The organism is Halobacterium sp. KA-4 (genome assembly GCF_021028995.1).
Lineage (GTDB): Archaea > Halobacteriota > Halobacteria > Halobacteriales > Halobacteriaceae > Halobacterium.
In genome coordinates, this window is record NZ_JAJJZG010000018.1 from 21131 (window position 1) to 46930 (window position 25800).

Here is a 25800-nt window from a genome sequence, read left to right on the forward strand (position 1 = left end):
CACACGCCAGGGTAGTTCGCTAACGCCAACTATTTGTTTAGACGCGTCTAAACTACGACAACGAATGCTCTCGGACGTCATGGAGGACTATCTGAAGGCGGTCTACGTGCTCCAGCGCGAGCATGGCCCGCCGGTCAAGACCTCCGCCATCGCCGACTACCTCGACGTCACGCCCCCGACGGTCACCAGCATGGTGGGGAAGCTCGAAGAGCGCGGGCTCGTCGCCCGCGAGAAGTACAAGGGCGTCGAACTCACCCCCGAGGGCGAGACGGTCGCGCTGGAAGTGTTGCGCCACCACCGCCTCCTGGAGTCGTTTCTCGCGGACCACCTCGACTACGAATACGACGAGGTCCACGACGAGGCCGACGCGCTCGAACACCACATCAGCGAGGAGTTCGAGCGCCGCCTCGCCCGGAAACTCGACGACCCCACCGTCGACCCGCACGGCGACCCAATTCCGAGCGCGGACCTCGAACCGCCCGAACACCCCGACACCACCGCGCTCGCCGACCACGTCGCCGGCGACCGCGTCGTCGTCGCGCGCGTCGACGACCGCAACTCCGAGGAACTGCGCTACCTCACCGACGCCGGCATCGAACCCGGCACCGAGCTCTCTGTCCGCGAACACGCCCCCATCGGGCTGTTCGTCGTCGACGTCGACGGCGAGGACGTTCACCTCCCGGACCGCGTCGCGGCCGTGATTCGCGTGCGCTCGCTCGACGAGGTGTCCGAACCGTGACCGGCTTCGCGGAACTCGCCGGCATCGCGTTCGCCGCCCAACTCGCGGTCCTGCCGGGCGAGAAAGTCCAATTCATCATCGCGGGGCTGTCCACGCAGTACGACCCGAAAGTCGTCGTCGCCGCCGCCACCACCGCGTTCGCCATCTGGACGGCCGCCGAAATCCTCGTCGGAAACGCGCTCCGGAACGCGCTCCCCGGCGTCTACCTCGACGCCATCACGGGCGCGCTGTTCTTCGTGTTCGGCGTGCTCCTGTTGCGCTCGATGCCCGCCGACGGCAACCCCGGGCCGATGCAGGGCGATGGCGGCATTGTCGCGGTCGGCGGCCGCTTCGAGCAAGCCACAATCTTCGGGCGCGCCATCCCGACGTACTTCGGCGGGTTCCTCCCCATCTTCGCGATGATGTTCGTCGGCGAATTCGGGGACAAGACCCAACTGGTCACCATCGGACTGGCCGCCCAGTACGGCGCGGCACCGGCCATCTGGGTCGGCGAGATGGCCGCCATTATCCCCGTCAGCCTACTGAACGCGATGTTCTTCGCACGGTTCTCCCAGAGCTTCGACGCGCGCCGCGCGCACCTCGCGGCCGCCACGCTCTTCTTCTTCTTCGCGGGGGACGTCGCGCTGCAACTCCTCTTCGACGTCTCCGTCTGGGAGGGCATTGTCGGCGCGGTCGCTCGCGCGCTCCCGGTGACGCTGGCGGCGTAATCGGCGGCTTTTTCGCGGCCTGCGACTATCTGTAGTCGTGTTCGACGTTGCCGTCTCCGTGATTGCTGGGCTCGCCCTCGGACTGTCGCTGGCCGCGCCGCCGGGCCCGATGAACGCCGTCATCGCCGAGGAGGCCGTGACTCGCGGCTGGCGTGCGGGCTTCTTCGCGGGCCTGGGCGCGATGGCCGCCGACGCGTGCTTCTTCGTGCTCGCGCTCGTCGGCGTCGTCGCCCTCATCCACGACGCCCCGGCCGTCGAGACAGTGATGGTCGGTATCGGCGGCGTGCTCATGCTCTACTACGCGTACGGCGCCTTCCAGGACGCCGGATCGTTCTCCGACGCCGAGCCCGCAGAAGGCCGCGGCTTCCGGAAGGCGTTCGTGCTCGCGCTCGCGAACCCCTACCAGATGACGTGGTGGCTGACCGCCGGCGTCGCCCTCCTCAACCCGACCGAGATTTCGGCGTTCGGCCTGCAGCTGGCCGCGGGCAACGGCGCGCTCACCATCGCCGGCTTCTTCGCCGGCATCTTCCTCTGGGCCGCGGGGTTCCCGGCGTCGCTGCGCGCGGCCGGCGAGCGCGTCGACGCGTTCGGAAAAGCAGTCGCGTACGTCAGCGCGGGCGCGCTGGCAGTCTTCGGCGTCCTCTTCCTGAAGACGGCGGCCGGGCTGTAACTACTCGCGCATCCCCGGCACTTCGGCTTCCAGCCACTCCCGGAACCACCGCACGCGCTTGATGCGCTGGTGGGCGATGGAGTCGGCGGTGTCGCTCTCCACGCGCTCGGCGGCGTTCTCGCCGCGTTCGAGCACGCGGTCGACCATCTCCGCGGCGTCGACGTGCGTGCGGGCCTCGTACCCCATCCGCAGTAACATCAGCGCCGCGCCGTTCGCGCCCGCCTTGTCGAGGACGTCGGCCTCGATGAGACACCGCGTCTCCAGCGGCAGTTCCGAGAGGTCGCCCTGGTGGGAGTGGTCGGCGATGGCCGCACACACCTGGTCGACGAACGACGGCGCGAAGTCGCCGTGGGTCTCCAGGTACTTCCGCGCGATGCGCGCGCCCTCGTCGGCGTGCTCCTCCTGCTCGGCTTCCAGTTTCGCGATGTCGTGGAACAGCGCCGCGACGCGAACGACGTCGATGTCCGCGCCCTCCTCGCTCGCGATGCGCTCGCCGAGCTCGACGACGTTACGGATGTGGGTGAAGCGGTACTCCGCGGAGTGCCACGGGTACCACCGCATTCGCCCGCCGTCGTCCTCGTTCTCCACGCTCGCTTCGAGGTAGTCGCGGACGAACGCCGCCATCTCGTCGAACTGCGGCTCGGAGACCGGCGACTCCTTTATCTCGACGCCCACAGTCTCACCTCCGTTGGCCGGCGTACACGTACTGTCATTACTACAACGAAGGCTTGTTTCTCTCTTTAGCCTTTTGCAGGTCTCCCGAGACCGGCCGAACGGTCAGTCGAGGTCGTACTCGGCGACCGCCGCCTCGCAGTCCCGCATCGCCTCGAAGCGCTCCTCGTCGGGGTCGTCGATGGCGACCGACTCGACCTCCAGCCAGCCATCGTCGTACACCAGCCCCCTCACCCAGTCGTCGGTGCCGAGGATGACGCGTTCGGTGATGACGACGGGCTCGCGGGTGTCGGCCTCGACGGCGTCCTCGCGGTCGACGGGCACCACCAGCGAGAACGCGTCGGCGTGGTTGAGCGCGGTGACTTCCTGCTGTCGCAGCGGGCGGTCCGGCAGCGACTCCAGCGTATCGCTCATACGCGCTGGAGGCGGCCGCGACGGTTAGGCCGTTCGCTCTGTGGGCTCCTGAGGCCTATTTATTCACGACGGTACAATACACACAAAACATATATACTGGCACTTCATCGCCTTCAATCGAGATGCCGCTCTGCCAGAACTGCGAGTCGTTCGTCACCAAAGACTACGTCCGCGTGTTCACCCCGCCCGGCGTCGAACAGCCACGCGTCTGCCCGGACTGCCCCGACATGGTACGGGACGGTGCGGACGTCCGCGAGGCTCGCGCCACCCGGTCGTAACGGCGAAGAATCGACGCGCCCGCTACAGGCGCGTGACGTTCGTCGCGCGCGGTCCCTTCTCGCCCTCCTCGATGTCGAACTCGACTTCCTGACCTTCTTCGAGGTCCGCGCCACCGACGTCCTCCATGTGGAAGAACACGTCGTCGTCGGCGTCCTCGGTCTCGATGAACCCGTACCCCTTCTGGTCGTTGAAGAAGTCGACGGTGCCGGTTGCCATAGTGGGACTCCACGAGAGTGCTCTCGTGGACGACACTTAACCGCTCTGCCCGCGCCGGGCGTGCGCGGCTACTGCGCGGCGTCGGCGCGCTCGACCAGTCCCACGCCCGTGATTTCGAAGCGGGCGCCGTCCTCGCTGTCCGCGACGCTGACCGACCAGCCGTGCGCGTTCACGATTTCCTCGACGATGGCGAGCCCGAACCCGGTGCCGTCGTCGCTGGTCGTGTACCCGTGTCCGAAGACGGCCTCGCGCTCGTCCTCGGGGATGCCCCAGCCGTCGTCCTCGACGTAGAACCCGTTGCCGTCGTCGAGGCGGCCGACGCGCACCGTGATACCCTCGCCACCGTGTTCCACCGCATTTCTGAAGAGGTTCTCGAACACCTGCTGGAGGCGGTCGCGGTCGCCACGGACGGCGAATTCGTCGACCACGTCCAGCGTTGCCGACGTGTCGGCGACGCGCGCCCAGCACTGCTCGGTAACGTCTGTGACGTCGACGTGCTCGCGATCCGAGACTGCCTGTCCTTCCCGGGCAAGCGTCAGCGTGTCCTCGATGAGCGTCTCCATGCGGTCCAGCGACGCCGAGACCGCTTCGAGGTGTTCGCCGTCGCGCTCCTCGCGAGCGAGCGCCAGCCGGCCACTGGCGACGTTCAGCGGCGCTCGCAGGTCGTGGGAGACGATGGTCGCGAATGCCTCGAGGCGCTCGTTCTGGCGCTCCAGTTCCTCCGTGCGCTCACGGAGTTGCTGCTCGGACTCCAGACGCGTGAGCGCCTCCCGCGCGTGGCCCGCCAGCAGTTCCGCCAATTCGCGGTCCGTCGCGCCGAACGCTTCCGGCTCGCGCGAGACCGCCTGGAACGTCCCGATGTCCGCAATCGGCGTCGTCAACGCCGACCGATACTCGGGGTCCGCGGGCGTAATCTCGAACTTCCGGAGGTCGTCGACGACGATGGTCTCCTGGCGCTTGTACGCCCGCGTCGCGAACGTATCCTCCTCCAGCGGCGTCACCTCCCAGTAGCCCTCCGTGTCTGCGTCCAGCGACCACGCCGCCTGCACGAGCGCGTCGTCGTCGTCGTAGACGTCCACCGCCACCAGGTCGAAATCGAGGATGTCCTCGGCGGCGTCCACGAGAATCTCGTACACCTCGTCTTCGGTGTCCGCCGCCTCCAGGTCCGTCGCCGCGTCGTGCAGCGCCGCCAGCGCCTCCCCGCGCTCCCGGTTCTGCGTGATGTCGCGCACGGTACAGACGAGTTCGTCGTTCTCCGTCAGCGCCAGCGTGTGGTCCTCGACGAACGTCTCGCCGTCCGCCCGCAGCCCCGTCGTCTGCCCGCTCCACACGCCGGCCTCCCTGACCTGCGGGAGGATTTCGTCCTCGACGAGCGACACGGCGTCATCCGGGTACAGCACCCGCCAGTGCTCGCCGACGAGGTCCGCGCGCTCGTAGCCGTAGAGGTCGGCGTACGCCTCGTTCACGTAGATGAACTCGCCGTCCTCGTCGAGGATGCTGATGCCCTCCTTCGCGGCCTCGATGGCGTCCAACTGCCGCTGCCGCTGGGACTTCGCGCGCGCCGTGTCGACGTAGTTCAGCACGCGGTTCGCCAGAATCGTGTACTGGTCGGTGCCAGCCTCCTTCTGGAGGTAGTCGGTCGCACCTGCCGAAATCGCTTCGCTGGCGACTTCTTCGCTACCCTTCCCCGTGAACAGCACGAACGGTAACTCGGGGTACTCCTCCCGCACGGCTTCGAGGAACTCGATGCCGTTCTGCCCCGGCATGTCGAAGTCCGAAACGACGCAGTCGATGTCTTCGTCGGCGAGTATCGAGTGTGCGTCGCTGGCGTTCGAGGCGGTCACCACCTCGATGCGGTCGTCCTCGCGTTCGAGGAATTCGCCCGCCATCTCCGCGAACCCGGGCTCGTCGTCGACGTGGAGCACGCGGATGGAGTCAGTCATTATCCTCGGTAGGGGCTACAGATTAACGGGTTTGCTGGTCTGCTCGCTTCGAAGCACGACGTCCCTTTAGTTCTTCACGTCGCCGCGAAAATCTCGGTAGCGGGTTCGGTTCGTTGCTCTGCTACCGGGTTCAAAGTAGTGGAGAACGACACCCAAGCCGTATAAGAAAATTGACAATAGTCCCGGGCGGATTCGAACCGCCGTCATAGGCTGTCTTTCCGGTACGCAAACCCGCACCGGTCCAAAGGCCCATATGATTGGCCACTACACCACGGGACTGCATTCGACGGTAACCGGCGGGCACACAATAAGATTGCTCTTCACGGATTCCAAGAGGGGAGCGCCACGTCACCGTCCTCGACGCGACGGTGACACGACCGACAGAGACAGACCACGTTCTCTAGGTGGTGGGCGTCCTCGGGGTCATCGAAATCCCGAACGCGGTCGAGGTGATGGACGTCCGGCTTCCGACCCAGTTCCTCGACCCCGGCGCCGCAGTTCTGGCACTCGTACTCGTCACGAACCAGTGCCGCACGCCGGACTTGCCACCACGAGGAACCATAGGGAATCGTCCCACCCTCCCACTGGTGGTGGGACTCCCCGACGACGTTCTCTGACAGCCACTCACCGTAACATTCGAGGTCGCAGAACTCTCCGTACGACGCCGACTCGACGCGTGATGGGTGCCGTTCTAACGTCTCTCCACAGTATTCACACTCGACTTCGACGTGCGGGACAGGCAAACTTTCGCCGGGGAGTAGACCGTCCGCGTCCTCGACGCACCCCGAACAGTAGACGCCGTCCCTGTTCGACGGGTAGTAGTCGAAGGTGTCGCCGCACTGCTCGCACTCGGTCGTCTCTTTCGCACCGCTGTAGTTCCCGTTTTTCTCCCCCGCCTGAGAGTAGCAGTCGTCGCAGTACGTGCGCCGCGACTTCGGGTCGTAGAATTCAGTACCACAGTCCGCACAGGTCCGGTTCGGGAGTGGTTCGTCGTGGACTTTCGTATGGTGCTGGCGCATCCCTCGCTCCGTCGAGAGCGCCTTCCCGCAGGTCGGGCAGTCCATACGGACGCCACGCGCGGACCCGACTAGAAATTTAGCCCACTTAAAGAACCGCTCAGTCGTCGGCTTCGATGCCTTCCTCGACGAGCAGGCCGCAGGCGTCGGCTTCCGCGTCGAAGCACTCCGGACACTGCGGCTCGCGGTCGATAATCATGTCGAGGCGGTCCGCGACCGTCTCGTCGATGACTGGCTCCAGTTGTCGGGCTTCCGCGCGGAAGTCGTCGACGTCGAGGACGTTCGCGAGGAAGCGTTCGAGGATGCAGTACGTCTGCAGCGCCTCGCGGGCGCGGGCTTCGCCGTCGTCGGTGACGGTCGCACCTTTGTACTTCTCGTGGGCGACGAGCCCGCGGTCTTCGAGTTTCCCCACCATCTCGTTGACGCTCGCCGGGCTGACGCCGAGGCGGTCGGCGAGCTCGCCGGTCGCCGCCGGGCCATCTTCGAGCTGCTCGACGAGGAAAATCGTCTTCAAGTACTGGTCGGCAGTATTCACGCGACACACCTCCGCTGTGGGGTCGGTTGTTCCGTGCTCATGCGCGGGCCTCCATCAGTTTCGCGACCTCTTCGACGCCCTCGGCTTCCGCGTGGCGGATGTCCCGGAGCGTCTCCAGGACCGCCTCGCGGTCGACGCCGAACGTGGCGTCGCTGGCTTCGACGGCGTCGATGAGGTCGTCGTAGAATTTGTACGCGGTCTCCTCGCCGTGGAGCTGGTCGTAGAGTACGCCGTCGAAGTCCTCCGGGCCGGTCTGCCCGTAGCTTCCCGCGACGAGCTCTTTGACATCCTCGAAAGGGATGCTGTCGGCGTCAAGGTCCTCGACGAGCGATTCGAGTCGGCGGCGGTGTTCGGCGGACTCCGCGCTGGCCTCCGAGAGCAGCTCCTCGATGGCTTCGTCGCGCTCCTCGACGGGCAGCGACTGGTAGTGTCTGTGCGCGCGGGCCTCCACGACCTCTTCGAGCACGATGCCGATCTGGAGGAGGCGCGCGAGCTGGTCGTCGGAGTCGACGCGGGCCGCGACCGAACTCACGGCGTACACCTCGACGGCGGTACTCCGGTCATACTACTCGTAACTGAGAGAGAAGCGGACTTAAACCGTTCCCTCCGACGACGGCGCGACAGTGGCCGTCCTCAGAGCGCGAACGCCTACTGCAGGCGCTCGTGGATGCGCGTCTGGAGGTCCTCGCGGAGCTCCTCGACTTCGACTTCCTCGAGCACCGGCACGAAGAAGCCCTCGACGAGCATGTCCGTGGCGAGCTGCTCGGGGACGCCGCGGTTCTCCATGTAGAACAGCGTCTCCTCGTCGACCTGACCGACGGTCGCGGAGTGGCTGGCCTCGGTGTCGTGGTTGTTGATGATGAGCTTCGGGGAGGCGTCGGCCTCGCTCTCGTCGCTCAGCATCAGCGTGTTCTCGCGCTGGTAGCTGGAGGTGTCCCAGGCGTCTTCGCCGACGTCCTGGACGCCCTCGTACACCGAGCGCGCGTCGTCGTCGATGACGCCGCGCGTGACGAGGTCGGCGGTCGTGTGTTCGCCGCGGTGCCAGACCTTCGAGTCGAGGTCGAAGTGCTGGCCGTCGTGGCCGAAGAACGCGCCGACAATCTTCGTCTCACTGGAGTCACCGTTGAGTTCCGTGGAGACGCTCGTCTTCGTCAGGCGGCTGCCGAGGTTGCCCTCGATCCAGTCGACCGTGCTGTAGGTGGTCGCGTCGCCGCGCTTGACGGTGTAGTTGTACGTGTCCTCGTCGAAGTCCTGCAGGCTCCCGTACTGGACGTAGGAGTTCTCGCCCGCGTCGACTTCGACGACGCCGGAGTAGTACCGGCCGTCGTCGACGGCTTCGGCGTCGTCGCTCGTGTCCTGGCGCTCCAGGATGGTCACCGAGGAGTTGCTTTCGGTGACGACGAGCGTGTAGTTGAACAGCGACCGGGAGGTCATTGACGTCCGAATCTTCACGTCCTCGGCGTCGACGCCGGCGGGCACGTAGACGACCGTGCCGGTCGTGAACAGCGCCGTCGACAGCGCGGTCAGGCGGTTCTGCTGCGGGTCGACGATGCTGCCGAAGTGCTCCTCGACGAGTTCGGCGAGGTCATCGTCCTGCAGGGCCTCGTGGAACGACGCGACTTCGACGTCCTCGGGGCCGACCTGGTCTTTCTGCTCGGTCTGGGTGAGTGGGTCGACCAGCGCCTCGAAGTCGAGGTCCTCAAGGTTCGTCCACTTGCGGCCGGGCGTCTCGATGACGCTCGGATAGTCGAGGTCTTCGAGCGCGTCGAGGGCGTCCAGTCGCGTCTGGAGCAGCCACTCGGGCTCGTCGTGCTCGTCGGCGAGCTGTCGTACGGTCTCTTCGCTGATGTCCTGGTGCAGTTGGGTGCTCATGTTATCCGAGGCTCCCCTCCATCTCGAGTTCGATGAGGCGGTTGAGCTCCACCGCGTACTCGATGGGCAGTTCCTCCGTGATGGGCTCGATGAAGCCCGCGACAATCATCTGCTTAGCGTCGTCGTCGTCGAGGCCGCGAGACTGGAGGTAGAAGACGTCCTCGTCGCCGATCTTGCCGACGGTCGCCTCGTGGGCAACGTCCACCTTCGACTCGTTAATCTCCATGTACGGCATGGTGTCGCTAGTGGACTCGTTGTCGAACATCAGCGCGTCACACTCGACGGACGTCGAGGAGTTCTCGGCACCGTCAGCGATGTGGACGAGGCCGCGGTAGTTCGTGCGGCCGCCGTCTTTCGCGATGGACTTGGACTCGATGGTGGACTTCGTATCGGGCGCGTTGTGGTAGACCTTCGCGCCGGTGTCGATGTCCTGGCCCTCGCCTGCGAACGCGATGGTGATGTGGTTGTCAGTCGCGCCGCGGCCCTTCAGAATCGACGAGGGGTACAGCATCGTCGCCTTCGACCCCATGGAACCGGAGACCCACTCCATGGTGGCGTTCTCCTCGACGATGGCGCGCTTCGTGTTGAGGTTGAACGTGTTCTTCGACCAGTTCTGCACGGTCGAGTACTGCACGTGAGCGTCCTCTTTCACGAAGACTTCGACGCCACCGGAGTGGAGGTTGTGGCTGCCGTACTTCGGCGCCGAACAACCTTCGATGTAGTGCACTTCCGAGCCTTCCTCGGCGATGATGAGCGTGTGCTCGAACTGACCCATGCCCTCGGAATTCATCCGGAAGTACGCCTGTACGGGCATGTTCACGGTCACGTCCTCGGGGATGTGCACGAAGCTCCCGCCGGACCAGACTGCGCCGTGGAGCGCCGCGAATTTGTTGTCGCTGGCCGGCACGCACTTCGTCATGAAGTGCTCTTTGACCAGTTCCGGGTACTCCTGCACGGCTTCGTCCATGTTACAGAAGACGACGCCCTTCTCCTCCCAGCGCTCCTGCATGTTCTGGTAGACGACTTCGGACTCGTACTGGGCGCCGACGCCGGAGAGCGCCTCGCGCTCGGCCTCGGGGATGCCCAGCTGTTCGAACGTGTCCTGAATCTCGTCCGGGAGGTCCTCCCACTCGTCCGCGCCCGAGCGCTTGTCCACGTCGGGGCGGATGTAGGGAACAATCTCTTCGACGTCGAGTTCGGAGAGGTCCGGCTGGCCCGGCCAATCCGTCGGCATCGGCATCTTCTTGTACTGCTCGAGGGCGCGCAGGCGCCGGTCGAGCATCCACTCGGGCTCGTCTTTGTCTTCGGAGATGAGCCGAATGGTCTCCTCAGTAAGGCCTTTCTCGGACTTGAAGGCGGACTTCTCCTCCTTCTTGAATTCGAATCGGGCCTCGGTGTCGGTTTCTTCGAGGTGGTCTTGGTCTGAGCTCATGATTGTGGTTTACGCAGTCTCGTAGACCTGGTCGCGCACCCAGTCGTACCCCTTGTCTTCGAGCTTCTCGGCGAGCTCGGCGTCCCCTTCCATGACGACTTCGCCGTCAAGCATGATGTGGACGCGGTCGGGTTCGACGTAGTCGAGGATGCGCTGGTAGTGGGTGATCTGGAGGATACCCGTGTCCTGTTCGTCGCGCAGTGCGTTGATGCCCTTCGCGACGTCCTGCAGACGGTCGATGTCGAGGCCCGAGTCGATCTCGTCGAGCACGGCAATCGACGGTTCGAGGATGGCAGCCTGGAGGACCTCGTTCTGCTTCTTCTCGCCGCCGGAGAAGCCGGCGTTGAGGTAGCGCGTCGCGAACGACTCGTCCATGTCCAGGGCTTCCATCTTCTCGGAGAGGAGTTCCTGGAACTCCGCGACGCCGACTTCGCCTTCGTCGGCGGGGCCCTCCATCGGGGAGGTCTCGTAGCCCTCGTCGTCTTCTTCTGCTTCCTCGTCCTCACCGAAGAGGAGTTCGTCGCGCTCTTCGAGTTTTGCGTTGAGCGCGGTGCGGAGGAAATTCACGAGCGTGACGCCCTCGATTTCGGCAGGGTACTGGAAGCCGAGGTAGATGCCGAGCGCGGCGCGCTCGTTCGGCTCCAGTTCGAGGAGGTCCCACGTCCGTGCGTCCTCCGGCAACTCGGCGACGTCGTCGAAGTCACCCTCCTCGAGGTGGAGGAGGACTTCACCTTCGGTGACGTCGTAGGCCGGGTGGCCGGCGATAATCTTCGAGGTGGTCGACTTCCCCGAGCCGTTCGGGCCCATCAGGGCGTGGATTTCGCCCGACGGGATTTCGAGGTCGACGCCTTCGAGAATCTGCTCTCCGCCCTCTTCTGCGACTTTCGCGTGTACGTTTTTGAGTTCGAGCGTAGCCATTGCCTCAGTCGTCTGTAGGGAGGGGCGTGGGACGCATAACGGTTACGGAATTCACGGGTTCCGGTTCGCGTTTGCGAAAAAACTGTTTTCGTTTGGGAAAACCTAAACCCCTGAACGGGTCGTGATGGGGACCTGTTTTCGCCGCAGACTCGGCCAACTATCAAGCCCCTCGCTGCCGTTCGGCCGCACATGGTCTCAGCAGGACTCAACGGCGAAGTCGCCATCGTCACCGGTGCCAGCAGCGGCATCGGCGAAGCCACGGCGCGCGTGCTCGCTCGCGACGGCGCGACAGTCGTGCTCGCCGCACGCCGCCGCGAACGCCTCGAAGCGATTGCCAACGATCTCGCCGCCGAACACGACGCCGACACCCACGTCGTGCCGACGGACGTGACGAACGAAGCCGAAGTTCAGTCGCTCGTGGCCGCCACCGTCGAGGAGTTCGGTGGCGTCGACGTGCTCGTGAACAACGCCGGCCTCGGCCGCGGCAGCGACGTTGAGAGCCTCGACACGAGCCAGTACCGACAGATGATGGACGTCAACTGCGACGGCGCCTTCTTCGCGACGCGGGCGGCGCTCCCACACCTCCGCGAGGCCGACGGCAACCTCATTTTCGTGGGGAGTTTCGCTGGCCAGTACCCGCGGCCGTCGAACCCCGTCTATGCCGCGACGAAGTGGTGGCTGCGCGGGTTCGCTCACAGCGTCGAAGCCGCGTACGGCGACGACGGCCTCGCGGTCACCGTCGTCAATCCCACGGAGGTCCGCTCGGAGTTCGGCAGTGAGGACGGCGACACCTTCGAGGAGGTGTTCGAGCCCGGCGAGGTCACCGAGCCAGTCGAAATCGCGGAAGCCATTGCGTTCGCCGCTCGGCAGGAAGCGCCGACGACGACCAGCGAAATCGACGTCTACCGCCGCGACAAATTCAGCCACTTCTGACCGCCGCCGGCCGGACGAACGACCAGAAATTCGCCGGACACGAAACCTTCTTGCTGGCTATCGTTCTATGCTAACGTGTGACAATATGATTCGTGCGGGCCTGACCGCGAGTCGAACTGGCGACTGAGCACACTCACACACAGGACCGTGTCAGCACGCGAATCAGAGCCGATACGACGGAGTATCGAGGTCGAATACTGGGTCATCGACGAGGACGGCCGACTGACCGAACCCGGCGCGCTCGTCGACGCGGAGGGTGCAGAGCGGGAGTTCGTCGAACCGGTGCTGGAAGTCAAGACGACGCCCTGCGAGACGTCGGCTGAACTGCGCGCGACGCTGCTCGACCGTCTCCGGACCGTACTCCGCCATGCGGACGACGCCGGGAAGCGCCTCGTCCCGCTGGCGACGCCCGTGAACCACGACGAAATAGCCGAGCGGACGAGCGACCGCACGCGCATCCAGAGCCGGGCGGTCGGCGAGCGCTTCGACTACGTCCGGCCCTGTGCGGGCACGCACGTCCACGTCGAACAACAACCCGGCCACGAGGTCGCGCAGTTCAACGCGCTCGTCGCGCTCGACCCGGCGCTGGCGCTAGTCAACTCCTCGCCGTACTTCCGGGGCGAACGCGTCGCCGCCGGCGCGCGCTCGAAGTGCTACCGTCGACTGGCCTACGACGCCCTCCCCGAGCAGGGCGAACTGTGGCCGTACGTCGAAGACCCCGCCGACTGGGAGGACCGCCTCGACCGCCGCTACGAAGAGTTCGTCGATGCCGCCGTCGACGCAGGCGTCGACCGACAGACGGTGGAGTCGACGTTCGACCCGGAGAACGCCGTCTGGACGCCAGTGAAGTTCCGCGAGGAGTTCGGCACCGTCGAGTGGCGCGCGCCCGACACCGCGCTCCCGAGTCAGGTGCTCCAACTCGCCGACGACGTCGTCAGCGTTGTCGAGCACGTCCGCGAGGACGGGTTCCGGGTCGGGGAGGACGGCGGAATCACCGAGCGCGGCGTCGTCGCGCCGGCGTTCGACACCGTCCGCGAGTACGTCGACGCCGCGATTCGCGACGGACTCGATTCGTCGGCCGTCCGCGCCTACCTCGAACGCATGGGGTTCGACGTCGACGCGTACGACCCGATAACCCACGAAATCGACGGAGACAGAACAGTGTCGCGCGAGCGAGCCAGGGCGCTCCGCCTGGAACACGCCGACCGGCTCGAACGCGACGTCCAGCGGGCGCAGTCGATCCACGGCGACTGACGCCCCTGGCGCTTCACATGAAGTTGCCGAGCCCGGTCTGGGTCTGCCCGCTCTTGACCTCGTCCCAGGAGATGTCCAACGCTTCGAGGATGCGCTCGATAGGGCCCTTGAGGGTCTTGTCGAGCATCACGTCGTAGTCGATTTCGAACGACTCGGGAATCTGGTCGGCGTACTCGTAGCAGATGACGTCGTGGTCAGTCTTGAACTCCACGTACAGCGGGTCGTCGCGGATGTCCGGGTTCTCGCCCTCCAATTCGCGGAAGAACTCCGGATGCACCTTCTGCAGGTAGACGCGCTTGGGCTTCGAGCCGCGCTGGAAGTTCGTGCCGAGCAGGAGGTTCGCGTACTTCGCGCCCCGAACCTGCGCGGTGTCCGTGTCGTAGTTGTCGAGGCGCTTGCCGATGCCACCCGGGATGCCGATGTCGTCGAGGTCGACGTCCCCGTCCTGGTACTCCTCGATGACGTCGTGGACGTACTCCTCAACGGCGTCGACGTCGCCCTCCTTGACGATTAGTTCGATGACGCGCTTCTGCACGCGCTTCGTGATGGGCGCGATGTCCGAGCGCTGGTACTCGAAGCCCGTGATGTCGATGTCGTCGACGTCCTTGCCCTCCTTCCAGACGATGTGGCCGGCGTAGCGCTTCTTCTTGCCCGCCTGGAAGAACCGTCGGTAGAGCTTCTCGAATTCGATCTGGAAGCGGTGCTCGTCGGCGTTCAGTTCCTCGCTGGCGAAGTCGTCGTAGGCCGCGTTGATGTGGTCCTCGATGTCGAAGGACTCCTCGATGGCCTCCTCCGTGGTGACGTCCCCACCGAGTTCCAACATCACGCTGTCCGTGTTGTGGAGGACGATTCCGCCGACGGCGTCTACGAAGTTGTCGTTCTCCGCGACGCTGAGGTCGTACACGTAGCCGTCGTGTTCGGCTTCGCTGACGACCGGGTCGTGGCCCGACCGATAGTAGTCGCAGGTTCGAACCGTGTACGAATCCTTCTCGTCCCGGTACTTGAGCGAGTGCTTCTTCCCGCGCTGCGTGAGCAGCATCGACAGTCCGGCTGCCAGTTCCCGACTCGTCGTCTCGTAGTCGAAGTTCCACTCAGCGTACTCGTCGCTGTAGCGTGGGAATTCTCTCGACCCGTCCCCCTCAATAAGGACGTCGAGGAACAACTCTTGGAGGTCGTCGTCGAGGTGGTAGACGAACGACGGAATTCGCTTGCCGCGTGACGTCTGTCCCGCGAACTCCCGGAAGAACACTGCCGAGAGTTCGTTCATCATCTGGAGTTTCCGCGTTGTGTCGCCGTACGAGACCTCACTCTCGCCATCCGCGGTGCTGTATCCAACTGTTCGTTCGTCGCTCGAATCGCTCGAGATCACGCTAACTGTCGCGTTTTCGAACAGCCTATCGTAATCTTCCTGCAGCCCTTCGAGCCAGGGACGCCGGGATTCAGCTATGCTCGCTCCGAACTTCGATTCGGCGGTTTCCTTCGTCGTAGCGCTTCCTTCGGTGACGTACGCGGCGAGGAGCCGGACCAGCGCCCGACCGTCCTCGCTGTGTACGTCGACGTGGCGCTTGACCTTAATCGTGGAGTTGAGGTTGCCGTGATGCTCGTGGCCGAACCAGACGTACTCGTCGTCGGCGTGGACGCGTTTCACTTTCTGTTCGGCGTCAGCCGACCCGACGCTCCGGCCGTCCTCGTAGGTCCGCGTGTACCCCGACAGTACCTCGTACACGTCGATCTCTGCTACCTCGTCGACGTCGGCAAATCCGGGGATTCGGAGCGGCTTCGAGACATCCTCCGGCGACATCTCCACGTATTCGTCGCCATCCTCGACGACGTACGAGTGGTCGCGGGTGGTCGTGGACTCACCGAACTTGTGCTGGAGGTTCAGCACTGGCTTGTCGGTCTCGTGGCGGATGGCTTGCTGGATCGGCTGCCACTCCGGTTCGCCGCCGTCGCTCAGCGACAGTGCTTCCCAGCCCTCCAGTGACCGCCGCGTCTTCCCCGGCGTCGCACTCGCAACGACATCCCCGTCCGCGGCGATGAGGACTTCGGACTCCGTCTCGCCGTGCTCGAAGAGGTCCTCGATCGGGAGAATGCGGACACGCCCGTCCGGGTCCCGGATGACGACCGGCCGGTCGCCAGTGACGCTGTCCCCGTACGCGACTTCGTGGCCGACCTCGTTGGCGGCCTCCTCCGTGAACGAGATGACTTCGCGGCCCGTCGCGGTGACCGCCGCGCCCATCTCCTTGTCGTAGAGGCGGAAGCGCTCCCAGCCCAGCACGCCGTAGAGACTGTTCATGATGACCTTCACTGCGGCCTGCTGGCGATCGTAGCGGTCGTAGTCCTCGCTCTCTGGGTCGTGCTCGTTTCTGAGGGCTTTCTTCTGCTCGCGCTCCGCGAGCGTCTCGTCGATAATCTCCCGGATGATGCCGTCCGGCTCCTTCCGGAAGTGCGTCCCGTTGGGCGCGCGGTATGTCTCCCCGTCGTAGGCCTCGCGGTCGACTTTCGTCTCCGGTGACGCGTTCGTCGTCACCATGCACATCGGGTAGAGGCTCTTCAGGTCGAGCACCGTGACGTTCTCGCGGACGCCCGTAATCGGGTCGAACACCGCGCCGCCCTCGTAGTCCTCGGACTCCTGCTGGCCCTTCGACGGCAACACGAACCGGCCGTACGCCTTGTGCAGGATGTACACGTCCACCGCGTCCCCGGGCGTGGTCGCGTCTTCGAGCTTGCAGCCGACGAACTCCGCGACCTCCTTCCAGAACGGGACGATGTTCTGCTTGCGGTCGATCTCCACGCAGAGCTCCACGTCCCTGACGTTGTACTCCAGCAGGCGCTCGGGGTCGTTCTCCCAGAGGTCGCCGATGTCGCCCGTGTAGCGCTCCTTGCCGGCGTCCAGCTCTTTCTCGCCGACCGCGTCCAGCCGGTAGGAGTCCAACTCGGAGCGCTGCATCCGCTGGTAGCCGTACAGCAGGTCGAAGACGACCCGCCCCTTCACGTTCGGGCCGCCCCAGCCAGACGTCCAGACTTCGTCCACGCGCGAGAGCCTGTCCGAATCGAGGTCGTGGTCGGTGTACGGGTCGAGTTCGTCCAGCCGGTCGATGTAGTACGGCGCGTCGAAGTCGTCGAAGTTCCAGCCCGTGAGCACGTCCGGGTCGGTCGTATCGAGGTAGTCGACGAACGCCTCGTGCATCGCCTCCTCCGTGTCGAACGCCCGGACTTCGAGGTCCGCGCTCTGGTCCATCAGGTCGTGGTCGACGAGTTCCTCGGGTGAGGGTGCGGTCGCCTCGGGCGCCTCGTAGAGCCACGCGATGTACTCGTCGTCGTAGGAGTCGTGGCTCGTCAGGCACAGTATCGGCTCTTCGCCCTCCTCGGGGAATCCGGAGCGGTCGTCGACCTCGATGTCGAAGGTGTTGACGCGGACGTCGGCGTCGACTTCGGCGGTTTCGATTTCGTCGTGGTGGACGTAGACCGCGTCGTCGTCGTCGGCGCGACGCTCGGGCACGCGCATGCCGCTGGTGATGTCCTTGTCGATGAGCAGGCGGTTCGGGAACAGGATGTCCGCCTCGTAGTGCTCGAAGCGGTCCCGGACGTTCCCGACGTCGCGGGGCGTGCGCCCGAAAATCTTCGTGAGTTTCTCGCCGCGGATGGACTTATAGGGGTCGCCGTTCTCGTCGGTCTCCTCGGAGCCCGTGATGACGTCCTGCGCGAGGTCGTCCTCGTCGATGCTGTCCGTGGGTGCGTAGAAGTACGGCCGGAACCCGTGGACGCGGACGTGCTCGGCGGTGTTGTCGGCGGTACGGCCGAACACGTGGACGACGGGGCGCTCGCGGTCGCCGTCGCCCTCGACGGTGTAGTCGACCTGCGTGACCATCAGTTCGACGTCGCCGTCGGCGTCCGGGAGCGCGTCGGCTTCCGCGGAGACGATTTCGTTCACGACGGGGTCGCCGTCCCCCGCGACGACTTCCGCTTCCGCGCGGACCGTGTCGTCGGGGACGTCCGCCGCGTCGTCGGCGGCGTCGCTCCCCTCGTGCATGAACTCGGAGAGGTCCGTGTCTTCCATTACGTAATCGTTCGGTCCTGTCGCCTAAAAACTCGCCCTTCCGGGCGGCGAAATCGGACATCGGGAGAAGGCTTATGGTATGCTACTTCCTACCACAGATCGAGGTGACAGACGTGACTGACCACGCAGCGGGCGACACGCACCGCCACAATGACGTCCCACAGCTGCCCGAGGCCGAGGAGGCCCGAGACTCCGTGGAGTCCTACGACACAGAGGACGGCGTCGTGTTCTACGACGCCGACAATCCGCTCGCGTGGCTCAAAGCGACGAACGCCGTGTCGCTGGGCGACGTGCTCTGATAGGCAACGCTTTTCCACCGACGCCGCCCTTCTCCGAGCGTGTTCGACGAGTCCGAAGCGGACGGCGACCACGACTTCCTCGACGACGAACCCAGCGACGCCGAGCAGGAGCTCGCGCCCGAGGTCGACGTCCCGTCTGTCGACGCGCCCGAGATTCCGGACGGCTCGGACGCACCCGCGGGCCTCCGCCGGAAGTTCTGGACGCTCGTCGCCACGTTCAACGTCGCGCTGCTCGCCGTCAGCCTCGGCCTGATGTTCGTCGCATTCCGCGGCCGCTGGCAGTACGGCGGCCTCGCGGTCATCCTCGGACTCGTGCTGTTCGCGTTCGGCTACTGGCGCTACCAGCGCTACACCGGCGACGAAACCGACGGCGAGTGACACCCCGGAAGGCCTAACGCCACGCGCCCGCTCGTTTCTCACATGCGTACGGTTCGCGACGACGACGGCAACCACTATCTCCTCCTCAAGCAGAGCAGCGACAGCAGTCTCGTCCGCGACCCCGAGACCGGTGACGAGCGCCACGTCCCGAACGACGACCTCGAACCCGCGGACGGCGACGCGCCCCTCGACGCGCTCGCGACCGCCGTCCCCGAGCCCGCGCGCCGCGTCGTCACCGCCTGCCACGACGACTGGCTGCTCGGCCTGCTCGTCGATTTGGCGGACCGCGGCCCGTTGGCCGCCCGCGAGATGCTCGGCGCGTACGACACCTGCGAGAGCGACCTGCTTGGTGGCGTCACCGAACTCCGCGCCGCCGGCCTCGTCGCGGAAGCGACGGTGAACGGCGAGCGCGGCTACCAGCTCACCGAGACGGGGAGAGACGGCATCGATGCGCTCCGTCAGAACTAGTCCGCCAGCACTTCCTCGGCGTCCCGCACCACGCGGGAGCGGTTCGTGGTCGCGTCTTTCTCCACGCGCACCACGTCGTCGGCGGCGTCCACGAGTTCGTCGTCGTGGCTCACCACGACAATCTGCTCGACGCCCATGCGGCGCATCTGCTCGACCAGTTCGACGAGCTGCGAGACGTGCCCCGAATCGAGGAACACCGTGGGTTCGTCGAGGATGAGCGGCGGGAGCGGTGCCTCGCCGTCGATGCCCTCCGCGAGCAGCCGGTAGATGGCGCACCGCAGGCTGAGGTTGAACAGCGCGCGCTCGCCCCCAGAGAGTTGCTCGGGTTCGAGTGGTTCGCCGTCCTTCTGGTAGACGGTGAGTTCGTAGTCCCCGGAGAGTTCGATGCGGGCGTACGAGTCGTTCTGGTACACCAACTCGAACGTCTCGTTCAGCAAGCGCTCCAGTTTCGCGACGTTCTGCTGGCGCAGTTCCGCGCGCAGGTCGCCGTACATCGACTCCAATTCGGAGACCTCGTCGTGAATTTCTTGGAGTTCGTCGAGGCGCGCGGCGACCGTCTCGCGCTGGTCGCGCAACGCCTCCAGTTCCTCAATTGCGTTCTCCGCCGCGCCAATCCGGCCCTGTAGATCGTCGCGGCGCTCGTGGAGGTCGTCCAGTCTGGGTTCGACCTGTTCGAGGTAGTCCTCGGCGCGTTCCTTGTCCGCCTTCGCCGCCTCGATGCGGTCCTCGTCGAAGTCGGCTTCGAGGCGCTGCTTGCGCTCCCGGAGGTCGCTGAGGCGGTCGCGGCGCTCGCCGTTCCGGTCCTTGAGGCTCGCGCGCTTCTCCGCGAGTTGGTCGGCGGCCTTGCGGTGGTCCGCGGCCTCCTCCAGTACGTCCACGAGGTCGGCCAGCCGCTCGATGCGTTCCTTGAGCGTGGACTGTTCGGCGTTCAACTCCGCGAGTTCCTCGCGCTTGGCTTCGGCCTGCTCGCGCTTGGACTCGGCTTCCTCGCGAGCGTCCTCGGCGTCGGCTTCGAGGTCGTCGGCTTCCTCGCGCTTGGACTCGGCTCCCTCTCGCGCTTCGCTCGCGGCGTCCTCGTGGTCGTCGCGGCGCTCGACGGCCAACTCGCGGTTGCGTTCGAGGTCGGCGACCTCACGCTCGCACTCCACAAGGCCCTCGGTGCGGTCGATGCGCTCGGTCACGTCCGCGACATCTTCCTCGATGGTCTCCAGTTCGGCTTCGAGGTCGGCGACGCGCTCGCGGTACTCGTCAACGCTCTCGACGTGCGGCGACCCCTCGATTGGCTGGCCGCACTCCGGGCACTTCCCGGCGTCCAGTAGCTTCTCGGCCTCTGCCACGCGGTCCTCGGCGGACTGGAGGTCCGCGCGAACGCCCTCGCGGCGCTCCCGGAGGTCGTCGAGGTCCGCGTTCAGCGAGTCGAGGTGTGCTTCGGCGTTCCCGAATTCGACTGGTGCGTCCTCGAACGCCGCCTTCGCCTCCGCGATTTCCCCGTCCAACTCCTCGATGCGCTCGATGGCTTCCTCGCGCTCGGCCTCGAGTTCCTCGACCTCGTCTTCGAGGTCGTCGGCCGCCTCCCGGAGGTCCGCTACGCGGGCTTCGAGGTCGTCGGCGCGCTCGGCGGCGTTGTCGGCTTCCGTCGATAGTTTCGACACCTCGGGTGCGACCTCGGAGACGCGCTCGGTGACGTTCTCGCGCTCGGCGGCGAGTTCCTCGCGCTTGCTTTCAGCGGCTTTGGCGTCCGCCTCGTTCAGTTTGGTCTCCGCGACCAGCTCGTCGGCCTCGGCTTCGAGTTCGTCGGCCTGCTCGCGGTGCTCGCCGATTTCGTCGGCGAGTTCCTCCCGTTCGCTCTCGGTCTCCGCGATGGCCTCCCGGACGTCGCTAATCGTCTCCGCGACGTCGTCCAGTTCCGCGCGCTTCTCCTCGTAGGCTTCGAGGACGCTCTCGGCGTCCTCGAGCGTCTGGCGGGCGGTCTCGCGCTGGTCCTCGTAGTTCTCGATGTCCTCGGTGACGTCCGCGAGTTCGGACTTCAGACTCGCGAGCGCGTCGTGGGGATTCTCGGACTCCTTGGCCTCGATTTGCTCGTCGAGCTGGTCGAGCTTGCCCGCGACGTTGCTCCTGACGTCCTCCACCCCGAGCCGCGCGTCGCCGGCGCGCTGGCGGTAGTCCTCCAACTTTCCGAGCTGGAGGAGGTCGTCGAGCATGTCCTGGCGCGTGCTTGGGGAGGCGTTGATGAGCTTGTTCACCTCGCCCTGCCGGACGTACGCGCAATTCACAAACGCCTCCGCGTCCATCCGCAGCAGGTCGCCGACGTACTCCTCGACGTCGGTGACGCCGTCGATACTCCCGGACGGCGTTTCGAGCGTGCAGTCCGGCGTCGACGCGCGCTCGCCCGTGTTCCGGACGCGCCGGTGGACGTGGTAGTCGCTGCCCGCGTGCGTGAACCAGAGGTCGATTTCGGCTTCTTCCGAGCCGATGGTGACGATTTCGTCCAGCGTCTTGTCGAGCGCGCTCGCGCCGTACAGCGCGAAGAAGCAGGCCTCGAGGAGGCTCGACTTCCCGCTGCCGTTCAGCCCGTGGATGACCGTGACCCCGCGGTCGAGGCGTACGTCGGCGTCTTCGTAGCACTTGAAGTTCCGCAGGGAGACGCGCGTGAATCTCACGAGAAGTCCTCCATGGTCGTCGCCTGCGCTTGCTCGGCCGGTTCGTCGTCAGCGTCAGTGTCAGCGTCGGCGCCGGACTCGGTCGTCGGTTTGTCGTCGAGTACGGCTTCGACGCGCTGTTTCACGCGCTCGCGGACGTTCGAGTCCGCGAGGTCGCCGTCGCGGACCGTGTCGTCGATGTCGAGGCTCGCCTCCCGAAGCCCGAGGTCGCGGACGCGCTCCCGGACGGCCTCGTCGGGGTCCGCGAACGACACCTCGACCTCTTCGTCGGCCTCGACCTCGCGGCGGTCGTTGACGCGCGTAAGTAGCGCGCCGCGTTCGTCGCCGAACCGCTCGACGTCGGCGGGCGTCACTGTATCGCCGTCGCCCTCCACGGTGACCACGACGACGGCGTCTTCGAGGTTGCGCTCGCGGAGGCGCTCGCGGACGTACTCGGTGCCGTCCTCCGGCCCGAGGTCGACGTCCACGAATACGAAGTCCCGCGTCTCGATGCCCTTCCGGGAGATGGCGACGTCGCCGTCGTCGAACTCCACGACGTTGTAGCCGCGGGGGTCGCGCTCGCTGGCGCTCGCGCGTTCCGTCGACCCGCAGTACGTGACCCACGTGTCGCCGACTTGCGCGGTGTCGGCGGCGTGGTTGTCGCCAAGGAGGACGGCGTCGAAGTCGACGTTCGACTCGCCGAGCACTTCGTCGAGGTCCCAGTTGGCGTGCGCGAACGGCGTGAACAGGCCGTGGGAGACGAGCGCGGTGTGCTCGACGTCGGGTTCGGCGAAGTCGTAGTTGAGGTCGAGGCGCTTCGACTCGGGGACGTAGTCGAGGCCGTAGAACATGGTGTCGTCGACGCGGCGACCGGTCTCGTCGAGGCGCTCGGCGAGCCCCAGCGTCTCGAAGAGGTCGAGCCACTGGGCGTCCCGCGTCCCCTCGTGGTTGCCGACGATGGCGAGGAACGGGATGCCAGCTTCGCGGAGCGGCCGCAGCACGTCGATGGTGCCGAGGATGTCGCGGAGGCCGGGACGCCGGTCGTGGTAGAGATCGCCGGCGTGGACGACGGCGTCTACGTCGGCCGCGACGGCGTCCTCGACGACCGACTCGAAGGCGTCGAGGAAGTCCTGCCGGCGCTCGGGGGAGTGGTACTGGCGGTAGCCGAGGTGGGTGTCCCCCGTGTGGATGACGCGAACCATTACTGTGGGGATGTAGCGCTACGCCGGATAAAGGTTCGGCGCTTCTTCGGGGTAGTGGAGGGTGTTCCGACTCTGCGAACGAGAGACGGGACGAGAGACAGGAAGTAGACCTGGCCGGGGGCAGATTGCGGCAGAACGAGCCCGAATCAGGCGAGCGTGTAGATGCGCTTGCGCGCGTCGGAGAACGAGAACCGGGACTCGACGATATCCTGTTCTTCGAGGCGGGTGAGCGCGTACCGGACGGTACGGGCGGGCAGTAGTGTCTCCTCGGCAAGTTCGCTCTGCGTGAGAGTGTCGTTGTATTCGAGGACTTTCGCGACGAGCTTCGCGCTCGGGGGGAGGTCTTCGAGTGCTTCGGCCGTCTCCGTGTCTTTGGCGGTGGCGCTCATACCCACCCATTCCGGATGCACTTAGATAATGGTTTCGTTATCGAAAATGCACAACGGTTATTCTCAACGCGAGGTGTTGGGTCACCCGAAGCCTCTTATGAACTAACACCCTACCCAGAAGTGATGACTGAGACCGCAGAGGACGCCGAGCTGCCTTACGACGACGGCGCCTCTCTCCAGGAGAAAATCGAGGCCCTAGAGGAGCAGCTCTCCGCCCTCGAGGACGAGAACGAGGAGATGCGGGACCGCCTGCTCGACGCCAACGCCGAGAACAACAAGTACCAGCAGAAGCTCGAACGGCTCTCCCACGAGAACAAGAAGCTCAAGCAGTCGCCGCTGTTCGTGGCCACCGTCCAGGAACTCAACAACGACGGTGCCATCATCAAACAGCACGGCAACAACCAGGAGGCGCTCACCGAGGTCACCGACGACCTCCGCGACGACCTCGAACCCGGCGCTCGGGTCGCGGTCAACAACTCACTCTCTATCGTCGAACGCCTCGACGACGAGGCCGACGTCCGCGCCCGCGTCATGGAAGTCGACGAGTCCCCAGAGGTCGGCTACGAGGACATCGGCGGGCTCGACGAACAGCTCCGCGAGGTCCGCGAGACCGTCGAACTCCCGATGAAGGAGCCCGAGATGTTCGACACCGTCGGCATCGACCCGCCGAGCGGCGTGCTCCTGCACGGGCCGCCGGGCACCGGGAAGACGCTGATGGCGAAAGCCGTCGCAAACCAGACGGACGCGACGTTCATCAAGATGGCCGGCAGCGAACTCGTCCACAAATTCATCGGCGAGGGCGCGAAGCTCGTCCGCGACCTCTTCCAGGTCGCCCGCGACCACGAGCCCGCCGTCGTCTTCATCGACGAAATCGACGCCATCGCCTCGAAGCGCACGGACTCGAAGACCTCCGGCGACGCCGAGGTGCAGCGCACGATGATGCAACTACTCTCCGAGATGGACGGCTTCGACGAGCGCGGTGACATCCGCATCATCGCCGCCACCAACCGCTTCGACATGCTCGACCGCGCCATCCTCCGCCCCGGCCGCTTCGACCGCCTCATCGAGGTGCCGAACCCCGACGAGACCGGCCGCGAGAAGATCTTCCGCATCCACACGCGGAGCATGAACCTCGCCGAGGACGTGGACTTCACGCGCCTCGCCGCGGAGACCGACGACAAGTCCGGCGCGGACGTCGCCGCAATCTGCACGGAAGCAGGGATGTTCGCCATCCGCGACGACCGCGAGGAAATCACGATGCAGGACTTCGAGAACGCGCTGGAGAAGCTCGAACAGGACACAGACGCCAGCGCCGAACCCACGCGAACCTTCGCGTAACGCTCCTCTCTCGTCCTCTCCGGTTCGACGCCGCGTAGCTGGCGCTCTCGCCTGATTTTACGTGACGAGGATTTTGTACGCTAGTTCCTGCTCACAGCGCCGTGAAAATGGCGTACGGCACAAGGAACAACAGGACGGTCATCGCGAGCAGGACAAGCCCGTAGCTCGCGAACGTGGCCATCGCCGTCACCCAGGACGGATGGTCGAAGTCGGGGAGCGTCGCGGTCATACTCGCTGATGGCCGCGCTCGAACCTAAAAGTTCGCGTCTAGACGATGTCGCCGATGCGCCGCGGTTCGCCGGAGAGCGAGGGGTCGCGCTCCACAAGTTTGAGCACCTCGTGGTCGGTGACTTCGTGGTAGTTCTTGCCAGTGGCTTCCTCGATAAGTTCGCGCTCCATGCGGAACTCCGTGCCTTCGTAGACGATGTCGACGCCGTCGTCTTCGAACGAGAGCGTAGTCATACCATCGAGTAGGCGACGAGCGGACAAAAGCCCGCCGTCCGACGGTTGGCGTGCGCTCTCGCGGGGTTTATTGGCGTGCGGGATGATTGGACGGGTGTGCTCGGCCCGAACCCGATAGACGAACTCGTCGTGCCCGACGGAACCACCGTACAGGAACACGACGTCGTGGTGGACGGCGACGTGCTGGTCGGCGGCCAGTCCACGGTCGAACTCGGAGTTCGCGGCCACAGCGTAATCGCGGGCGAACGCGTCTCCTTCGCCGGCGACATCGAGGCCGACGGCGACTGCCGGCTGGACATGTGGTGCGACGTGGACGGGAACGTGCTCGCCAGCGAGGACGCTTACCTCGGCGAGCGCGTCCACATCACGGGCCGGCTGGTCGTCGGCGGCGACCTCGACATCGGCGACGACGTCGACATTGAGGAGGGGTTCGAAGCCTCCGGCTGGATCGTCATCCGGAACCCGATGCCCACCATCACGTTCTTCGTCGTCTACCTCACCCACCTCCTCCAAATCGGCGAGGAGGAGGAAGCCGAGGAACTCGTCGACCAGTTCGCTGCCAGCGGCGACGCCCAGCCGCTTACGATCCCGCGCTCCGGGAGCGTCTCCGACGACGCGTGGCGCGTCTCCACGCCCGCCACCATCGGCGACGACTGCCGGCTGCACGGCAACATCCGCGCGACCAGCATCGACGTCGGCGAGGACAACAACATCTTCGGCAGCCTGCGCGCACAAGACGACGTGAGCGTGGGTTCGGGCACGAAGATTCACGGCGACGTCACCACACGCAACGGCGACGTTCGCGTCGAACCCGGTGCGGTTGTGCTCGGTGACGTCTCCGGGCAGGACGTCCACGTCCACCCGGACGCCGACGTCGACGGCGTCATCCGCGCCCGCGGCGAGATGCACCTTGGCAGCCGCGCGGACCGCGACCCCGAATAGTTTAGTTGGCTCCTCGACCAGTC

27 protein-coding genes and 1 tRNA gene are annotated in these 25800 nt (G+C 65.7%); 11 read left to right on the forward strand and 17 right to left on the reverse strand.

Annotated features, from left to right (window positions below):
• Positions 1-64 precede the first annotated feature (64 nt).
• From LPA44_RS14815 to LPA44_RS14825, 3 genes are read left to right on the forward strand one after another with little or no spacing between them, the layout of a single operon-like run.
• Positions 65-739 (forward strand): metal-dependent transcriptional regulator, encoded by a 675-nt coding sequence (locus LPA44_RS14815; RefSeq protein WP_230890301.1) that lies wholly within the window; start codon positions 65-67, stop codon positions 737-739.
• On the forward strand, positions 736-1446 hold the full coding sequence (locus LPA44_RS14820; RefSeq protein WP_230890302.1) for a TMEM165/GDT1 family protein: 711 nt from the start codon (positions 736-738) through the stop codon (positions 1444-1446). Before LPA44_RS14815 ends, LPA44_RS14820 begins: the two co-directional genes overlap by 4 nt.
• Positions 1447-1483: 37 nt before the next feature.
• The gene (locus LPA44_RS14825; protein WP_230890303.1) at positions 1484-2116 is read left to right on the forward strand and encodes a LysE family translocator; all 633 of its coding nucleotides are present in this window, start codon (positions 1484-1486) and stop codon (positions 2114-2116) included.
• Here LPA44_RS14825 and LPA44_RS14830 read toward each other — a convergent pair whose 3' ends face one another.
• Together LPA44_RS14830 and LPA44_RS14835 are read right to left on the reverse strand one after the other, a co-directional pair.
• Positions 2117-2791 (reverse strand): HD domain-containing protein, encoded by a 675-nt coding sequence (locus LPA44_RS14830; RefSeq protein ID WP_230890304.1) that lies wholly within the window; start codon positions 2789-2791, stop codon positions 2117-2119. It abuts the gene before it with no gap.
• 102 nt (positions 2792-2893) lie between these two features.
• Positions 2894-3202 carry a hypothetical protein gene (locus LPA44_RS14835; RefSeq protein WP_230890305.1) on the reverse strand — a complete coding sequence of 103 codons (309 nt, stop codon included), beginning with the start codon at positions 3200-3202 and terminating at the stop codon, positions 2894-2896.
• A 122-nt stretch (positions 3203-3324) separates the two neighbouring features.
• On the opposite strand from LPA44_RS14835, the gene LPA44_RS14840 reads away from it, so the two are divergent.
• Positions 3325-3480 carry a DUF7563 family protein gene (locus LPA44_RS14840; RefSeq protein ID WP_169793386.1) on the forward strand — a complete coding sequence of 52 codons (156 nt, stop codon included), beginning with the start codon at positions 3325-3327 and terminating at the stop codon, positions 3478-3480.
• Between the two features lie 22 nt (positions 3481-3502).
• On the opposite strand, the gene LPA44_RS14845 is transcribed toward LPA44_RS14840, so the two are convergent.
• The 9 genes from LPA44_RS14845 to LPA44_RS14885 form a co-directional block, all read right to left on the reverse strand.
• On the reverse strand, positions 3503-3697 hold the full coding sequence (locus tag LPA44_RS14845) for a cold-shock protein (RefSeq protein WP_230890306.1): 195 nt from the start codon (positions 3695-3697) through the stop codon (positions 3503-3505).
• A gap of 68 nt (positions 3698-3765) precedes the next feature.
• A complete protein-coding gene (locus LPA44_RS14850; RefSeq protein ID WP_230890307.1) occupies positions 3766-5640 on the reverse strand; it encodes a hybrid sensor histidine kinase/response regulator in 1875 nt (624 codons plus the stop codon).
• Positions 5641-5817: 177 nt separating this feature from the next.
• Positions 5818-5919, reverse strand: a tRNA-Gln gene (locus tag LPA44_RS14855).
• Between the two features lie 41 nt (positions 5920-5960).
• Positions 5961-6704, reverse strand: coding sequence for an HNH endonuclease (locus tag LPA44_RS14860; RefSeq protein WP_230890308.1), 744 nt, complete (start codon positions 6702-6704; stop codon positions 5961-5963).
• 52 nt (positions 6705-6756) lie between these two features.
• The gene (locus tag LPA44_RS14865; protein WP_230890309.1) at positions 6757-7191 is read right to left on the reverse strand and encodes a metal-dependent transcriptional regulator; all 435 of its coding nucleotides are present in this window, start codon (positions 7189-7191) and stop codon (positions 6757-6759) included.
• Positions 7192-7228: 37 nt separating this feature from the next.
• Positions 7229-7723: a ferritin-like domain-containing protein gene (locus tag LPA44_RS14870; protein WP_230890310.1), complete on the reverse strand. Its 495-nt coding sequence runs from the start codon at positions 7721-7723 to the stop codon at positions 7229-7231.
• 116 nt (positions 7724-7839) lie between these two features.
• A complete protein-coding gene (gene sufD, locus LPA44_RS14875) occupies positions 7840-9063 on the reverse strand; it encodes a Fe-S cluster assembly protein SufD (RefSeq protein WP_230890311.1) in 1224 nt (407 codons plus the stop codon).
• 1 nt (position 9064) lies between these two features.
• Complete coding sequence (gene sufB, locus LPA44_RS14880; RefSeq protein ID WP_230890312.1) at positions 9065-10495, reverse strand: Fe-S cluster assembly protein SufB; 1431 nt, start codon at positions 10493-10495, stop codon at positions 9065-9067.
• Positions 10496-10504: 9 nt separating this feature from the next.
• Positions 10505-11413 carry an ABC transporter ATP-binding protein gene (locus LPA44_RS14885; protein ID WP_230890313.1) on the reverse strand — a complete coding sequence of 303 codons (909 nt, stop codon included), beginning with the start codon at positions 11411-11413 and terminating at the stop codon, positions 10505-10507.
• A gap of 189 nt (positions 11414-11602) precedes the next feature.
• Here LPA44_RS14885 and LPA44_RS14890 point away from each other — a divergent pair, with 189 nt between their 5' ends.
• Together LPA44_RS14890 and LPA44_RS14895 are read left to right on the forward strand one after the other, a co-directional pair.
• Positions 11603-12346 (forward strand): SDR family oxidoreductase, encoded by a 744-nt coding sequence (locus LPA44_RS14890; RefSeq protein WP_230890314.1) that lies wholly within the window; start codon positions 11603-11605, stop codon positions 12344-12346.
• Positions 12347-12493: 147 nt separating this feature from the next.
• Entirely contained in the window at positions 12494-13600 is a 1107-nt protein-coding gene (locus tag LPA44_RS14895) for a glutamate-cysteine ligase family protein (protein ID WP_230890315.1), read from the forward strand.
• Positions 13601-13613: 13 nt separating this feature from the next.
• On the opposite strand, the gene LPA44_RS14900 is transcribed toward LPA44_RS14895, so the two are convergent.
• Entirely contained in the window at positions 13614-17660 is a 4047-nt protein-coding gene (locus tag LPA44_RS14900; protein ID WP_230890316.1) for a DNA polymerase domain-containing protein, read from the reverse strand.
• A 113-nt stretch (positions 17661-17773) separates the two neighbouring features.
• Between LPA44_RS14900 and LPA44_RS14905 the strand changes: the two genes are divergently transcribed.
• The 3 genes from LPA44_RS14905 to LPA44_RS14915 are packed head-to-tail and all read left to right on the forward strand — an operon-like array spanning position 17774 to position 18805.
• Positions 17774-17959 carry a DUF7331 family protein gene (locus tag LPA44_RS14905; RefSeq protein ID WP_230890317.1) on the forward strand — a complete coding sequence of 62 codons (186 nt, stop codon included), beginning with the start codon at positions 17774-17776 and terminating at the stop codon, positions 17957-17959.
• A gap of 39 nt (positions 17960-17998) precedes the next feature.
• Positions 17999-18337, forward strand: coding sequence for a DUF7322 domain-containing protein (locus LPA44_RS14910; protein WP_230890318.1), 339 nt, complete (start codon positions 17999-18001; stop codon positions 18335-18337).
• 42 nt (positions 18338-18379) lie between these two features.
• Positions 18380-18805, forward strand: coding sequence for a DUF7346 family protein (locus tag LPA44_RS14915; protein ID WP_230890319.1), 426 nt, complete (start codon positions 18380-18382; stop codon positions 18803-18805).
• Here the strand turns inward: LPA44_RS14915 and rad50 are convergent.
• From rad50 to LPA44_RS14930, 3 genes are all read right to left on the reverse strand, one after another.
• On the reverse strand, positions 18802-21465 hold the full coding sequence (gene rad50 / locus LPA44_RS14920) for a DNA double-strand break repair ATPase Rad50 (protein ID WP_230890320.1): 2664 nt from the start codon (positions 21463-21465) through the stop codon (positions 18802-18804). The two genes, LPA44_RS14915 and rad50, sit on opposite strands and share 4 nt — an antisense overlap.
• Positions 21462-22646 carry a DNA double-strand break repair protein Mre11 gene (mre11, locus tag LPA44_RS14925; protein ID WP_230890321.1) on the reverse strand — a complete coding sequence of 395 codons (1185 nt, stop codon included), beginning with the start codon at positions 22644-22646 and terminating at the stop codon, positions 21462-21464. Before mre11 ends, rad50 begins: the two co-directional genes overlap by 4 nt.
• Positions 22647-22792: 146 nt before the next feature.
• On the reverse strand, positions 22793-23035 hold the full coding sequence (locus LPA44_RS14930) for a MarR family transcriptional regulator (RefSeq protein WP_230890322.1): 243 nt from the start codon (positions 23033-23035) through the stop codon (positions 22793-22795).
• A 123-nt stretch (positions 23036-23158) separates the two neighbouring features.
• On the opposite strand from LPA44_RS14930, the gene pan1 reads away from it, so the two are divergent.
• On the forward strand, positions 23159-24373 hold the full coding sequence (gene pan1 / locus LPA44_RS14935) for a proteasome-activating nucleotidase Pan1 (RefSeq protein ID WP_230890323.1): 1215 nt from the start codon (positions 23159-23161) through the stop codon (positions 24371-24373).
• Positions 24374-24464: 91 nt separating this feature from the next.
• On the opposite strand, the gene LPA44_RS14940 is transcribed toward pan1, so the two are convergent.
• Together LPA44_RS14940 and LPA44_RS14945 are read right to left on the reverse strand one after the other, a co-directional pair.
• Positions 24465-24602 carry a hypothetical protein gene (locus tag LPA44_RS14940; protein WP_230890324.1) on the reverse strand — a complete coding sequence of 46 codons (138 nt, stop codon included), beginning with the start codon at positions 24600-24602 and terminating at the stop codon, positions 24465-24467.
• Between the two features lie 38 nt (positions 24603-24640).
• On the reverse strand, positions 24641-24835 hold the full coding sequence (locus LPA44_RS14945) for a DUF5800 family protein (RefSeq protein WP_230890325.1): 195 nt from the start codon (positions 24833-24835) through the stop codon (positions 24641-24643).
• Between the two features lie 96 nt (positions 24836-24931).
• On the opposite strand from LPA44_RS14945, the gene LPA44_RS14950 reads away from it, so the two are divergent.
• Positions 24932-25777 (forward strand): polymer-forming cytoskeletal protein, encoded by an 846-nt coding sequence (locus LPA44_RS14950; protein WP_230890326.1) that lies wholly within the window; start codon positions 24932-24934, stop codon positions 25775-25777.
• Positions 25778-25800 lie beyond the last annotated feature (23 nt).

Coding starts and splice junctions, on each gene's coding strand:
- LPA44_RS14815 (WP_230890301.1), top strand. CDS start 65: ATGCTCTCGGACGTCATGGAGGACTATCTGAAGGCGGTCTACGTGCTC.
- LPA44_RS14835 (WP_230890305.1), bottom strand. CDS start 3,202: ATGAGCGATACGCTGGAGTCGCTGCCGGACCGCCCGCTGCGACAGCAG.
- LPA44_RS14840 (WP_169793386.1), top strand. CDS start 3,325: ATGCCGCTCTGCCAGAACTGCGAGTCGTTCGTCACCAAAGACTACGTC.
- LPA44_RS14845 (WP_230890306.1), bottom strand. CDS start 3,697: ATGGCAACCGGCACCGTCGACTTCTTCAACGACCAGAAGGGGTACGGG.
- LPA44_RS14850 (WP_230890307.1), bottom strand. CDS start 5,640: ATGACTGACTCCATCCGCGTGCTCCACGTCGACGACGAGCCCGGGTTC.
- LPA44_RS14860 (WP_230890308.1), bottom strand. CDS start 6,704: ATGGACTGCCCGACCTGCGGGAAGGCGCTCTCGACGGAGCGAGGGATG.
- sufD (WP_230890311.1), bottom strand. CDS start 9,063: ATGAGCACCCAACTGCACCAGGACATCAGCGAAGAGACCGTACGACAG.
- sufB (WP_230890312.1), bottom strand. CDS start 10,495: ATGAGCTCAGACCAAGACCACCTCGAAGAAACCGACACCGAGGCCCGA.
- LPA44_RS14885 (WP_230890313.1), bottom strand. CDS start 11,413: ATGGCTACGCTCGAACTCAAAAACGTACACGCGAAAGTCGCAGAAGAG.
- LPA44_RS14890 (WP_230890314.1), top strand. CDS start 11,603: ATGGTCTCAGCAGGACTCAACGGCGAAGTCGCCATCGTCACCGGTGCC.
- LPA44_RS14900 (WP_230890316.1), bottom strand. CDS start 17,660: ATGGAAGACACGGACCTCTCCGAGTTCATGCACGAGGGGAGCGACGCC.
- LPA44_RS14915 (WP_230890319.1), top strand. CDS start 18,380: ATGCGTACGGTTCGCGACGACGACGGCAACCACTATCTCCTCCTCAAG.
- mre11 (WP_230890321.1), bottom strand. CDS start 22,646: ATGGTTCGCGTCATCCACACGGGGGACACCCACCTCGGCTACCGCCAG.
- LPA44_RS14930 (WP_230890322.1), bottom strand. CDS start 23,035: ATGAGCGCCACCGCCAAAGACACGGAGACGGCCGAAGCACTCGAAGAC.
- pan1 (WP_230890323.1), top strand. CDS start 23,159: ATGACTGAGACCGCAGAGGACGCCGAGCTGCCTTACGACGACGGCGCC.
- LPA44_RS14940 (WP_230890324.1), bottom strand. CDS start 24,602: ATGACCGCGACGCTCCCCGACTTCGACCATCCGTCCTGGGTGACGGCG.
- LPA44_RS14945 (WP_230890325.1), bottom strand. CDS start 24,835: ATGACTACGCTCTCGTTCGAAGACGACGGCGTCGACATCGTCTACGAA.